Source organism: Bacillus sp. G1(2015b), from assembly GCF_001482475.1.
Taxonomy (GTDB): domain Bacteria; phylum Bacillota; class Bacilli; order Bacillales; family Bacillaceae; genus Bacillus; species Bacillus safensis.
Map to the genome: position 1 here is coordinate 341,469 of NZ_LKIC01000028.1, position 13,262 is coordinate 354,730.

A 13,262-nucleotide genomic window follows, 5' to 3' on the forward strand; every position below is an offset into this window, starting at 1 on the left:
TTCTTCCTCCTTTTTTGACCACTGGTCAATTATATATGACTTGTGGTCAATTATAAGTGACCGAAAGTCAATTGTAAAGAAGGATTTATTAATATGTTTTATCATTTTTTAAAATATTGAGTTTATAAGTTCCTTTGTATAGATATTTGGCGGTGTTCCATCACTTTAAAATATTAATGTTATACTTACCTCAATAGATATAGGGAGGCATCCACTTTGAAGCCATTTTGGGAGAAAGAAGAAGAGAGTCCTTTCACTTTAGAAAAGATAGATGAGAAAAAAATTCGTGAAGCAGAGGCGAGACTTGGTGTCACTTTACCTGTTACATATAAAAAGCTCGTTTTAGAATGGAACGGTGGTTTTACAGTTCGTAATGCTTTTCCAACCGAAAATCCGAATTCTTGGGCAGATGATCATGTTCAATTTGACCATCTAAGAGGAATCGCCAAAGATGATGGCATCATGAATAGTTCCCAGTTAAGTGATGAATTGGAGCTGCCGGAGGGGCTTGTGATCATCAGCGGAGAAGAAGATACATGGATCGCAATGGATTATCGAGAAACGAAGGAACACCCGCCTATTCACTATTTTGATTTAGAGATGGGAGTCGATTTTAAACTGGCGGATACTTTCGATGATTTTATTGAGCAGTTATATACAGCTGAAGATGCGATGATCGAGGTTGTAGAGATTGATGAGGAATCTTCGGATTTGTATGTCAGTAAAGAAGAGCTTGAACAAATATTTGAGAGACAAGACCTTCGTCAGCAGAACCTCTTTAAAATGGCACATTATCCAATGGAAGACATTGAAGAGATTGAATGGTTTTTCGATCGCATGAAACAAAGCATCAAACATATAAAAGATCAGAATGTTTTGTATGAGGCGGCCACGACGGTTCACTCCATTCTTTTGTTAAATCCAGATATGCCGAGGAATGACCGTATCAATCAAGAGCTGAAAGAAATAGCGGAGTTTCTAGAAAATAGTGGAGAGTCTCTTATCGTCCTTTTGGGAGAAGACATTCATCCAGTGAAAAAACGATAGTGAAAGAATAAAAGTCCTTAAAAGGCAATTAGCCAGCATTATAGAAAAGTTCTATTTGAAGGTTGATCAAAAACGCTTTTTATTTTCTTCTTTATCTGTCTTGAGGTATGAGTTACAATCTATCCAAAATCCATTAAAATAAAGAAAAACTGATAAAGGAGCAACCACATGAATTTTAATTTAAATGAAGCTTTGGATATGTTGAGTCGAACTCCTCACACGTTAGAAAGTCTTTTGTCGGGTTTATCGAAGGATTGGCTTCACAGCCGTGAAGGGGAGGGGACGTGGAATCCAGTTGAAGTCATTGAACATTTGATTGAAGCAGAGAAATTCAACTGGATTCCTCGATTAAATGTGATTCTTGCTGATGGAGAGAATACACCATTTCCTGCGTTTGACCGCTACTCTCATTTGAACCAATCTGAAAGACAGATAGAACAAGCATTATCTGAGTTTCATCATATGCGGATGGAGAATGTGGTATACATTCAGCGTATGACACATTCAGGCCTTGATTTAGAAAAAAAGGGCGTTCACCCGGAGTTTGGAGTCGTGAAAGTGAGCGAATTACTTTCTGCGTGGGTTGTCCATGACTTCACACATATGTCCCAGATTGTTCGGGTCATGGCGGAACGATATCGAACCGATGTGGGCCCGTGGAGCGCTTATTTAGGGATTTTGAATAGGAAATAAATGTTTAATGGTGCTTGGCGGCCCACTCAGATTGAAGCATGGCATATTGATATTCATCGACCCAATGTCCCTTCGACATATAATTTTGCAGCAAATGTCCTTCGCGTCTCATTTCTAAACGTTCCAGCACTCGAATGGATTTTTCGTTGCGCACATCTGTAAAGGCAATGATTTTATGTTTGTTTAGTGTTATAAAGATATATTCGAAAATTGCACTCAGAGCTTCATGAATATAGCCCATTCCTTGGTATTCAGGCGCGAGTGTAAAACCTATTTCAACAATTCTCGGCTCACTGTCAAGTGTATGAATGGCGCAATCTCCTATCAGCTGATTGGATTCAGATAAGGCAATAGCGTATTGAAACCACGTCCCCGGTTGATTAGGTTTTTGTGTCATTTGATGTTGAACAAATGATTCAGCATCTTCGTACGTGTAGTTTTCCCAAGATTGAAATTTTGTAATAGAGGGATTTGCTCGGTATTGATAAAATGCTTCAATATCCTGCCTGTCAAATTGGCGAATAACAACCCGGTTTGTTCTTGTAAATATGCTGTTTGCATTCTTCATGTGTTAACCTCACTTTTTAGTTTGTTCTTGATTTGAAAAAGTCTATCAGCCATTCAGATAGCTGCTGTTGTGCTTTGCTGACAAATCGATCTGCATAATAAATTAATTCCAAGTGCCGGACAGGTGCTGGCTCAGCAATAGGAATCGAAACAATATTGGACCACGTCGAATGTTGTTTTAGTAATCCTCTTGGCTGAATGGTTGCACCGATCCCGGCTTCAACCAGCTGCAATAGCGAAAATGCGGATCCAACCTCCATGGCAGTGTCTAGTTCAACACCCTGTTCTTTACATACGTCATCTACTAAATCCCTTCCTAGATATCCCTTCGGATACATGACCAACGCATGCTGAGTCAGCTCTTCTAATGTCACTTCACTCTTCTTAGCTAAATCACTTTCTGAATGAACAAATAATTCGTAAGGCTCACTTCCAAGTGGAATTTGAACGAGCCGCTTATCCGCAGGCCCTCGCAGCCCGATGCCGAGATCTACTTTATGCGAAAGGACTTCTTCACGCACGAAGATATTTGAATATGCCTTCAGATTGGTTTCGGGGTAAAGTGTTTTAAATTCTACAAAAAGTGGCACTAGCTGAAAATCAAGATCGGAGGGGAGTACTGCGAGACGAACGGTTCCTCGTTTTTCCGATAATAGTTCTTTCATCGCATTTTTTGCATCTCTTTCAGCTTGAAGCATTTTCATGCCATATTGATAAAGCAGCGAACCGGCTTCGGTAGCCACGACTTTTTTACCGATTCGATCAAAGAGCGGCATCCCAACTTCTGCTTCAAGCAGTCGAATTTGCTGGCTAAGTGTCGGCTGTGAAATGCCTAGCTCCTCAGCAGCCTTTGTAAAATGCAAATGATGATATACAGCCATAAAATAGGTAATATGCCGGGTATCCATTTGTCCTCCTTTCATAAATGATAGCCTTTTCCTATCATCATAATACGATTTATTGTATTGATCAATGGATGCAGCAGTTTTATACTCAAAGTAACCTTAACGAGATGAAAGAAGGGTATTGATGAAAAAAATATATTATTTAGCCGCTTTATTTTTAGCAGCATTAAACTTACGTCCAATCATTACGTCCGTGGCTTCCATGATGAGCATGATTCAATCAGAGCTTGGTGTAAACGCACTGACAGCAAGTCTTTTGACCACTTTGCCTGTCCTTTGTATGGGGGTATTTGCTCCTGTTGCGACGATACTCAGCCGGATTTTTGGTTTAGAAAGAACGCTGTTTTTCTCAATTCTTCTTATCACGATTGCCACCGCACTACGTGGTACAAGCCAATCGGTTGCTATCCTGCTCATGACTGCGTTCGCAGGAGGGGTAGGGATTAGCTTTGCGGGTCCTTTATTGTCTAGTTTTATTAAAAAATATTTCCCGAGAAATCCTGGTATTGTTAGTGTGTATTCAATTTCGATGACAATAGGTGCAGCGCTCGCTTCCGGCTTCACCATTCCGATTTATCTACGCAGTCAGCATCACCTTACGTTAGCTTTGTCCTGCTGGGCGATTCTAGGGGTGATTGCCCTTATTCTATGGGTCGGTTTAGTTCGCAAAAATGAGCAAAGTGATCATGTAACCTTGCCGTTAAAATTGCCGCTGAGAAACAAAAAGGCGATTCAATTCACTTTGTTCTTTGGCTTTATGTCTAGTATGTTTTATTCTTTGACGGCATGGATTTCACCGATTGCTCTTAGCTTTGGAAACAGTCCGCAATATGCTGCCATGCTGCTGACCATATTTACACTTATTCAGATTCCGGTGGCACTACTTGTTCCAGCGGTCGTTACTCGATTAGGAAAACCGAAATTATTTCTCATCTTATGCAGTCTGTCTGAACTCATTGGCCTTATCTTTCTTCTTCTGCCAATGCCGATCTTGCCAGCCGTCATTTTCCTAGGGATGGGTGCAGGTGGATTATTTCCTTTAGCGCTTATGCTCCCGATTATGGAGACGAATACTCCAGAGGAAGCCGGAACCTGGTCAGCGATGTCGCAGATGGGCGGGTACATTGTAGGTGGATTCGGTCCATTTTTCATTGGCTTGGTTTTCGATCTAAGCGGACATTTTTATGCTTCTATTGTGGCAATGGTTGTCATCGTCATGCTGATGATTGGCGTTCAGTTATCCATGAATCTTGGTAAAAAACGCGAAGTGGGATCCAACTAAAGATCAATTGATCGGCGCTTTTATATCATTGCACAATGGAAACCGCCATAGCCTATTCCTAATTAAATAGGCTATGGCGGTTATTTTTTTAGAAGCTGCACATGAACGAATTATCTTGCAAGATATTTTTCAACTTTACGGGTAGCCATTTCTGCAGCTTCCATGATCATTTCACCTAATGTTGGGTGAGGATGAATCGTCATTGCTAAATCTTCTGCTGTAGCGCCAACTTCAATAGAGAGAGCTAGTTCTGATATAAGAGTAGATGCTTCAGCCCCTACGAGTTGTGCCCCTAGAATTAGACCAGATTCAGCATGGGCTACAATCTTCACAAAACCTTCTGGTTCTTTTAATGCAAGCGCTCGGCCATTAATGGAGAACATTGCTTTCCCAATGACAGTCGGAATGGATTTTTGCTTGCAATCCGTTTCGCTTAGTCCAACACTCGTCAATTCTGGGCTGGAAAAAACAACAAGTGGGATCGCTTTATAGTCTATCATCGAAGGTTTACCAGCGATTGCTTCTGCTGCAACTTTTGCTTCATAGGAAGCTTTATGAGCCAAAGCAGGCCCCTCTGTGATATCACCAATCGCATATATGTGCGGGATGGATGTTTTGCATTGTTCATCAATTTCAATTCGTCCGTGAGAAGGAATAGACAACCCGATAGAATCAAGACCTAATGTTCCATCTGTATTCGGTTTTCTTCCGACAGTAATCAGTGCATATTCCGCTTTCACCGTGTAGCTTTCTTTCTGTTTCTCATAATGAAGGTCAATTCCGCTCATATGCTGCTCGGCATCTGTGACGTTTGCTCCTGTAATCAGTGTGATTTTATCTTCTTTCAATTGACGAACGACAGGCGAGACAAGCTCACTTTCAAAGCCAGGCAATACTTGATTGCCGCCTTCCAAGATGGTGACTTTTGTTCCAAACCTAGCAAACATCTGTCCTAATTCAACCCCGATATAACCACCCCCAACTACGACAAGGCTTTTAGGGATCTCGGGAAGGGATAGTGCTTCAGTGGAAGACAAAATACGACCGCCGAAAGGGAGTGATTTAATTTCAATTGGACGGGAGCCGGTTGCTAGTATAAGGTGTTTGAAGTTGATTTGCTTTTCACCTTTTTCTGCATGTTGAATGACCGCTGTATGCTGATCGATCAAGCTTGCATCGCCTTCCAGTATGGTAACTCCCGCTGACTTTAACAAAAATTGTACGCCTCCCGCTTGTTTGTCCACAACCGCTTTTTTGAACGCTTGAGCTTCCTTGAAAGAGCCGCCTTCTTGAAAACCACCCCATTGTGTGCGGAGCTTGAACCGCTCTGCTTCTGCAATTAGCGCCTTAGAAGGGATACAGCCTACATGGGTGCATACTCCACCTAACTGATCACGCTCTACAATCGCTGTCTTCATGCCGAGATGAGCTGAACGTAATGCCGCCACATAGCCTCCCGGACCTGATCCAATTACTAATGTATCTACTGTGTCTAAATGAATCATTTCTTGCACCTCCAACTTCAAAATATGATGATCATAATATATTATAGTCATCATATTTTATTGAAGTCAATCCCATCTGAGTTTGGAAAGATGGATTTCAGTCAATTGACACAAGATAATATGATGAATATAATATTTTGGTAAGAAGGAGGTTAGGTAGAGGAATGCCTTATCCAAAAGGTCATAAGTCAAAAGTGAGAGAGCAGATCATTGCAAGTGCTGCACGAGCATTTCGAACAAATGGCGTTCGTAATATCAGTTTGCCATTCATTATGAAAGGAGCAGGCCTAACTCATGGAGGGTTTTATGCTCACTTTAAGAACAAGGATCAGTTGGTGATAGAGGCTTTTCATTTTGCTATCACTGATACGATCAAGCTGCTGCAAAGTGTTGCAGACAAGAAAGCAGATCAGCCTCGAATTCAGACGATCATTGAATTCTATTTAAGTTCGGTTCACCGTGATCAGACGGAGGTCGGCTGTATACTGCCTGCGCTGGCAGGAGAAATTGCTCAATTATCGCAAGAGGTACGGAATGCTTATACCGATGAATTGAAACGATTTATGGAGTTTATAGCTGATGCTGGAAACATAGATCTCTCTACGAGTTACGCACTAGTAAGCAGCATGATTGGTACAATTGCTCTTGCACGTGCTGTCAATGATTCGCAGTTCAGTGATCAATTGTTACTGGCAGGCATAATACAGGCAAAACGCGTTCTAGAGGCGAATTAACATTCAAATAAAAAACATAGGGGATGTTGCGATGTTGATTAGAGAAGCGAGCATAGAAGATTATCCAGAATTAAGACAAATCTATTTAGAATCCCGGCGCCAAAGCTTTCACTGGCTCAATCCAGAAGAACTCAATCTGCAAGATTTTGATCAAGATACGCAGGAAGAGCAAATTTTCTTAGCTGAGGAGAACAATAAAATCCTTGGATTCATTTCTCTATATGTACCCGATCGATTTATTCACCTCTTGTTTGTACATCCAGAAGCTGCGGGCCAAGGGGCTGGAGATCTGCTGCTCAAACAAGCGATAAACGTTTTGGGAACACCGGTCACCCTCAAATGTGTCTCCGAAAATCACAAAGCTTTATCTTTTTATCAAAAAAGAGGCTGGAAGGCTGTTGTAGAAGAAGGAGAACCTGGGGCAGAATACTGGGTGCTTGTTTATGAATAGAAGTCATTTTATCTTATCATTCACACGGCCCTTTATAGGGCTTTTTTGCGGTTTCTTTTCGGTGTCGAATGGTTCATAAAATGATAATATATGTCATTATAGGGAAAATAGAGGAAGGGGTAAGGACTGATGGAGAAAGTGCTTTCTTCTCACGTCGGTTTGAAAATCAATGAATGGTATTATCATATTCAAAGATTTAACGTACCGGACGCCGAAGCATATAAAGAGGAAATCAAATCAATGCTTGATCATATGGAAGAAAATCAAGATTTATTATTGTATTTCTCACTCATGGAGTTCAGACATAAATTAATGCTTGATTACTTGAATCCTTTAGAAAATGGGAAAGAGCGGGCCAACTTCAAGGAACTCGCAATGAAGATCAAAAGGGACCAAGAGAAATTAACAGGATTGCTCGAGTATTACTTCAATTTTTTCTACGGCATGTATGAATTCGAAAACTATGAATACCTAAATGCGATTACCTTCTATAAACGGGCAGAAAAAAAGCTGTCTCTTGTCAGTGACGATATTGAACGGGCCGAGTTCAATTACAAGATGGCTGAAATCTATTACCACATGAAACAAACCCACATGTCCATGCACCATATCGCACAGGCAATAGAATGTTATCGAGAAAAAGATACATACACAGTAAGAGAAATACAATGTTCTTTTGTGATTGGATTAAACTACATAGATATGGGCTGCCCCGAAAAAGCAATACCCCATTTTCAACACGCACTAGAAAAAGCCGCCGACAACTCAACAAAACGATTAAAAGGATCAGCACTCTATAATTTAGGGTTGAGTTATTTTCATAACAAAGAAATAGCCCAAGCAATAATTCACTTTAATGACTCAATTCGAGCATTTAGAGAGCAGGGATACGAACATTTAAATAGAATCTTAGACCCGCTTATTATGTTGTCAAAAGCCTACTTCAAAAAGAAAGAACAGGATTTAGGTATATATGCTTTAAATAACGGCATAGAACTATCTGAAAAACTGAAAGACCATGTACTGTTATTGATATTCAAATTTTTAAGATCACTATACGTTGACAACAATTTTGAGCAGTTGGAAAAAATAATGGAATTGCTAGAAATAAAGTCAATGTATCCTGATCTAGAAGATTTAGCAAAAGATGCTGCAAAATATTATAATGAAATGGGAGATAAAGACAATGCGATGCTTTTTTATGAGAAAATTCTTTATTTCCAAACTCAAGTGAAGCGGGGGGACTGTCAGTATGAAATTTAAAACGTTATCAGTTGTATTCGTGATGATCAGCGTTATTAGTATTGTTGGTTATTTTACATCTGAAGTGACAGCAAGTCATGATGAAGCTAGGAGAGGTCATACTGCAAGTATCGGTTACACTGCTTAAATAAAAAGCCCCTTAAGGGCTTTTTATTTTAAGACGGAATATATGCTATGAATAAAGAATATTTTTTCCATAGAAAAGATATTAAGGAGGAAGTAAAAATGACAATGTTAAAATCAACATTATTTAGAAGGATTTTTATTATATTTTTTGCTTTAACCTTTATGATTAGCTTGTTTAATATGGCTGTGTTTCCAGGAACGCCAGCGTCTTATTATATTGGCCTAGTTTGTAAGATGTTGTTTATCAGTTTGTTAAATGGTTTGTTTTTCGGAACAATCATCTATTTGATTGTCGTCTTTCTCAATGCTAAATCTTCAAAAGAAAATCAATAACGAGCGAGCGGCTAAAGTCCGTTCTTTTTTATTTTAAAAATGACAGAGAACATGTATGAACTAGATCGCACATTACATTATTTTTAATATCCTACTGCATTCTATTTTAAAGGATGTTACCGTTGGTTGTAAGGAATGATTGGCCAGTCTTCCAATAAAAATTGGAGGGAAATCATGAATTACAAAATTGAAATGTTAACGAATATGAAAATGGTGTATATGAGAAATATAGGATCATATGGCAGCAAAGAGAATTTTGAGATGATGAAGAGATTTAAGAAATGGATCAAGCAACATCAATTAAATGATGAATTAAAGGAATATGGTATATATGGTGTTCCTCAAGATGTTCCTGGAAAAATTCCATCAGAAAAATGCAGATACGACCTCATGCTTATGACAAATAGAGATTTCACAAATGATCAAATGGTTCAGACTGGTCATTTTGAAGGGGGAAAGTATGCTGTGTTTACAGTGACACATACAACCGAAAAAGTGAATTTATTTTGGAGACAATTGCCTCAAATGATCCAACACAATCAATTGAACACGCGTCAGGTACCTATTATGGAGAGATATAGAGAAGAAGAAGGCGTGTGTGAGTTCTTACTACCTATCTTTTAAACACTTTATCAAACTTCAATGAAAACAGACCTCTTATGGTCTGTTTTCATGAATATGATATGTGTAAATATTCTACGACTCGTGCCTTTAAATATCGATACTGATCCTCATTCGTATCTTGAAATGCTTCTTCTCGATTTGAAGGTACATCCATATAAACGATTTCCTCAGAGAATTGTGAAGAAGTAAAGTCGATTCTTGTTCCATTCACTACGTTATAAAAGTGCCATCCGTTGGGTAACGCGGTCTTGTTTATTTTCCCGCCTAAAAGATCATGGACGACTAAAGAAGTGACGCCACATTGTCCGTTGGCTGGGTTGTCTTTACTCCACTTTGAACTAGAGTGAGAGGACCAGGCTTTATAAAGAGCATCAATGATTCTGTCTGTCGTGTAGAGGTTCATCATAAAAATCCTTTCTATTTAAAGAATGAAATGAATGTAGTATCTGTTTAGTCTATAGTAGATTTTTTTTCGATCAAAATCCAGATGCTATACTATGGCTAAACCAATATAACAATGAAGATTCATGACAGGAGGAGCTCGGTGTGGTATTCATCATAGGTATTGTAATCGCTTATATTGTTGCTATTTTAGGCTTTACTGTTTTCGTAGATGTAGGGAATGGGTTGGGGACGGCTCTCAGCATCATCGGGGGAATGGTCATTTTATTCATAGCTGGTAGATTACAAAGACAAAAAGAAAAGAATGGTCCAAACATATTATTAGATAAAATGATGATGCTTTTTCAAGAAGACGGATTTCAGGCTTCAACATACATCTTTTCACAAAATGTGGATAAAGGTTTTGCGATTGATGATGTGCGAAAGGTCATGCGCTTTATTACACATCAACCTGGCGGCTCATCTCGAAAATTCAGGTTTGATGTTACTGAGCTTTCCATGAAAGAGTTGAAACAAGTTGACATGTTAGAAGATGGTGTGCCGATTGAACAATCTGTTGAGAGTGATAATAATGAAGAGATCTCGACACTTGAATTGAGATTAACTATGAATGATCAGGAATCATCAACGATCACGCTCACCTTTCTAAAATTTGATGTGCCTGTTCGTAAGAGCACCGCAGAATATTTGATTGAACGAGAAAATCTGGAGGAGATTTATCATGAAATTGATTCAATGATGAAATCTGAGGATTAATGAAATGACTGTTCATAAAGAAGAAATCACAGTTTGAGGTGGTTTCTTTTTTTATGTCAATCAAGTCAAAGCTGATCCAGTCATTGCGGTTGAATGTTTTTCTCAAAAATGAATAAAGATAGACTAGACACGAAAACGAACATTGATATCGAAATGACTCATGTGATGAGGAGGAAACATACATGCAAAAGCTTTGCAGGGAAGTCTGGATCGAGGTCAATCTTGACGCGATTAAAAGAAATATCGAAGCCATTCAAGCGCATATTCCAAAGAAAAGTAAGATCATGGCTGTCGTAAAGGCGAATGCATATGGGCACGGTTCCGTGGAGGTTGCGCGGCAGGCATTAGAAAGCGGTGCGACAGAGCTTGCAGTTGCCAGCTTGGAAGAAGGCATTGTATTGCGGAGAGCAAAAATTGAAGCACCGATTCTCGTCCTTGGATTTACCCCGCTCGACTGTGTGAAAAGAGCTGCAACCTGGAGAATTGATCTCTCCGGCCTTCGTGAAGACTGGATTGTTCAAGCAAATGAGATTTTAGCGGAAGAAGAAAGTCTGCCCCGGCTTGGGATTCATGTCAATGTCGATACGGGGATGGGACGATTAGGTGTACGGACAAAGGAAGAGCTGTTAGAGGTGGTGAGGGCGCTTGAAGAGAGTGAAAACCTGAGATGGGATGGAATATTTACGCATTTTTCCACGGCGGATGAGCCTGACCCTGATTTCACACTGCTTCAGCACAGCATTTTTATTGATTTTCTTCGTTTCTTAAAAAAACAAGGCATTACATTGCCCACGGTACATATGAACAATACAGCAGCTGCCATCGCATTTCCTGAATTTAGTGCAGATATGATTCGGCTCGGCATCGGGCTATATGGACTGTACCCCTCGCAATACATTGAGAGTTTAGACGCTGTTAAGCTAGAGCCCGCTCTCAGTTTAAAAGCAAGGATTGCGTTCGTGAAGGAAATGGTGACAAAGCCAAGGACCGTCAGCTATGGGGCAACCTATGTAGCAAAGCCTGATGAAGTTATTGCGACCATACCGATTGGTTATGCAGATGGGTACTCACGAGCCTTATCAAATAGAGGATTTATGCTTTTCCGCGGAAAACGAATGCCGATTGCTGGCCGCGTCACCATGGATATGACGATGATCAGTTTAGGAGATATAAAAGCAAAACAAGGCGAGGAAGTCGTTATTTACGGCCGTCAAAAAGGCGGAGAAATTTCTGTCGATGAAATCGCCGAAATGCTCAATACGATCAACTACGAGGTTGTTGCCACCTTAAGCCGCCGCGTTCCTAGGTTTTATCGTCGAGGCGGGAAGATTATTAAAATATCAACGCCGGTGATGTATGTGTGAGGGTAAATAACAGGTGCAAATTGAGGATATTTGTTCTGGTGTACAATGATAAAAATTAAATTTTATTACAAATATGTCGATAAAAGGAGGGATATTTAAGATATGGAGGAAAGAAACGATGAAAAAAAGTTTATTTTTAGTGCTTTTGACTATTTTTATGATGGTCACAATTCATCCGTTAAAGGCTAATGCAGCTGAAACAAATGGGTGGACGAAGCGAGCAGACTTACCGGAAGAGAGACTTCATTCTAGTTCCGCAGTAGTAAATGGGAAGATTTTTGTTTTTGGGGGTAGTAGTGAAAAGGCATATAGTAATAAAAATACCTACATGTACGATCCTCACAAAAATGAGTGGAGCTCAAAAGCTGACATGCCTAGAGAAAGAACAGATAGTACGGCAGTGGCGATAGGTAAAAAAGTATATGTCATTGGAGGAGCATATCAAGATAGCACAAATACGATTGATATTTATGATGCAGAATTAGATACATGGGCAGAAACACCGATTAATATACCATACTATGCTGTGACAAAAGGTGACATAAGTGCAAGTGTTGTAAATGATAAGATTTATATTCTTGCAACGAATAAAAGTCCTTATCAAGAACATAATTTTTATAGTTATGATACAAAAACAGATAAATGGCAACAATTAAAAATGTTTCCTCAGCAATTTACTGGTATGTCTATGTCAGAAGTCGTTGACAACAAAATTTATGCTACAGGTGGAGAAAGAACAGTTAGTAATCACAAAAATTCCCAAGTATATGAATACAACATTGAAACAAATCAATGGGTACAAACAAAATCACAGTTAAAGTTTTATCAACTAGGGGCTGCATTTACAACATATCAGGGAAAATTGTTCATGGCTGGAGGTCAGTATGATGACAAAGACAGTACATTATCACCATACACACAGTTTTATGATGCTAAAACGAATTCTGTGAAACGAAGCTCGATTAAATTACCTGAAGCTAGAGTAGGTTCAAGTGCTGTAACGATTGAGGATACCATATATATCATAGGTGGACGAAATTTCATGCAAAATTATTATTCAAAATCGATTAAAAGTGATTACAAATCAGTGATTTCTATCTCACTAAAAGATTTGCAAATTGCTGAAGGTGAAACAAAGCCAGATGATGGCACAACCGAAGAACCAAAAGATCAGGACGGAACAAAACCAAGTGACGGCACAACCGAAGAA

At 39.4% G+C, this 13,262-nt stretch carries 16 protein-coding genes; 12 read left to right on the forward strand and 4 right to left on the reverse strand.

Features of this window, described 5'->3' with window-relative positions; genetic code table 11:
* Positions 1-216 precede the first annotated feature (216 nt).
* Both AMR95_RS16365 and AMR95_RS16370 read left to right on the forward strand, forming a co-directional pair.
* Positions 217-1,047 (forward strand): SMI1/KNR4 family protein, encoded by an 831-nt coding sequence (locus tag AMR95_RS16365; RefSeq protein ID WP_058838870.1) that lies wholly within the window; start codon positions 217-219, stop codon positions 1,045-1,047.
* 168 nt (positions 1,048-1,215) lie between these two features.
* Entirely contained in the window at positions 1,216-1,740 is a 525-nt protein-coding gene (locus AMR95_RS16370; RefSeq protein WP_058838871.1) for a DinB family protein, read from the forward strand.
* Between the two features lie 4 nt (positions 1,741-1,744).
* Here AMR95_RS16370 and AMR95_RS16375 read toward each other — a convergent pair whose 3' ends face one another.
* Together AMR95_RS16375 and AMR95_RS16380 are read right to left on the reverse strand one after the other, a co-directional pair.
* Positions 1,745-2,308: a GNAT family N-acetyltransferase gene (locus tag AMR95_RS16375; protein ID WP_058838872.1), complete on the reverse strand. Its 564-nt coding sequence runs from the start codon at positions 2,306-2,308 to the stop codon at positions 1,745-1,747.
* A gap of 16 nt (positions 2,309-2,324) precedes the next feature.
* Positions 2,325-3,215, reverse strand: coding sequence for a LysR family transcriptional regulator (locus AMR95_RS16380; protein ID WP_231730908.1), 891 nt, complete (start codon positions 3,213-3,215; stop codon positions 2,325-2,327).
* 121 nt (positions 3,216-3,336) lie between these two features.
* Here AMR95_RS16380 and AMR95_RS16385 point away from each other — a divergent pair, with 121 nt between their 5' ends.
* A complete protein-coding gene (locus AMR95_RS16385; protein WP_058838874.1) occupies positions 3,337-4,494 on the forward strand; it encodes an MFS transporter in 1,158 nt (385 codons plus the stop codon).
* A gap of 110 nt (positions 4,495-4,604) precedes the next feature.
* Here AMR95_RS16385 and lpdA read toward each other — a convergent pair whose 3' ends face one another.
* On the reverse strand, positions 4,605-5,999 hold the full coding sequence (lpdA, locus tag AMR95_RS16390; RefSeq protein WP_058838875.1) for a dihydrolipoyl dehydrogenase: 1,395 nt from the start codon (positions 5,997-5,999) through the stop codon (positions 4,605-4,607).
* A gap of 164 nt (positions 6,000-6,163) precedes the next feature.
* Here lpdA and AMR95_RS16395 point away from each other — a divergent pair, with 164 nt between their 5' ends.
* From AMR95_RS16395 to AMR95_RS16415, 6 genes are all read left to right on the forward strand, one after another.
* Entirely contained in the window at positions 6,164-6,733 is a 570-nt protein-coding gene (locus tag AMR95_RS16395; protein ID WP_058838876.1) for a TetR/AcrR family transcriptional regulator, read from the forward strand.
* Positions 6,734-6,764: 31 nt separating this feature from the next.
* Entirely contained in the window at positions 6,765-7,184 is a 420-nt protein-coding gene (locus AMR95_RS16400; RefSeq protein ID WP_058838877.1) for a GNAT family N-acetyltransferase, read from the forward strand.
* Between the two features lie 129 nt (positions 7,185-7,313).
* Positions 7,314-8,447, forward strand: a complete 1,134-nt coding sequence (locus AMR95_RS16405) for a Rap family tetratricopeptide repeat protein (protein WP_039177907.1) — start codon at positions 7,314-7,316, stop codon at positions 8,445-8,447.
* Positions 8,437-8,574: an aspartate phosphatase gene (locus AMR95_RS19160; RefSeq protein WP_095408252.1), complete on the forward strand. Its 138-nt coding sequence runs from the start codon at positions 8,437-8,439 to the stop codon at positions 8,572-8,574. The genes AMR95_RS16405 and AMR95_RS19160 overlap by 11 nt, the downstream gene beginning before the upstream one ends.
* A gap of 98 nt (positions 8,575-8,672) precedes the next feature.
* The gene (locus AMR95_RS16410) at positions 8,673-8,906 is read left to right on the forward strand and encodes a hypothetical protein (RefSeq protein ID WP_039177908.1); all 234 of its coding nucleotides are present in this window, start codon (positions 8,673-8,675) and stop codon (positions 8,904-8,906) included.
* A 174-nt stretch (positions 8,907-9,080) separates the two neighbouring features.
* Positions 9,081-9,530, forward strand: a complete 450-nt coding sequence (locus AMR95_RS16415; protein WP_039177910.1) for a GyrI-like domain-containing protein — start codon at positions 9,081-9,083, stop codon at positions 9,528-9,530.
* A gap of 46 nt (positions 9,531-9,576) precedes the next feature.
* Here AMR95_RS16415 and AMR95_RS16420 read toward each other — a convergent pair whose 3' ends face one another.
* Entirely contained in the window at positions 9,577-9,933 is a 357-nt protein-coding gene (locus AMR95_RS16420; protein ID WP_156414551.1) for a YunG family protein, read from the reverse strand.
* Between the two features lie 143 nt (positions 9,934-10,076).
* Here AMR95_RS16420 and AMR95_RS16425 point away from each other — a divergent pair, with 143 nt between their 5' ends.
* From AMR95_RS16425 to AMR95_RS16435, 3 genes are all read left to right on the forward strand, one after another.
* On the forward strand, positions 10,077-10,688 hold the full coding sequence (locus AMR95_RS16425) for a hypothetical protein (protein WP_039177914.1): 612 nt from the start codon (positions 10,077-10,079) through the stop codon (positions 10,686-10,688).
* A 182-nt stretch (positions 10,689-10,870) separates the two neighbouring features.
* Complete coding sequence (gene alr, locus AMR95_RS16430; RefSeq protein ID WP_058838879.1) at positions 10,871-12,052, forward strand: alanine racemase; 1,182 nt, start codon at positions 10,871-10,873, stop codon at positions 12,050-12,052.
* A gap of 118 nt (positions 12,053-12,170) precedes the next feature.
* Positions 12,171-13,262, forward strand: a 1,092-nt coding sequence (locus AMR95_RS16435) for a Kelch repeat-containing protein (protein WP_058838880.1), incomplete at its 3' end; no start/stop codon positions are given.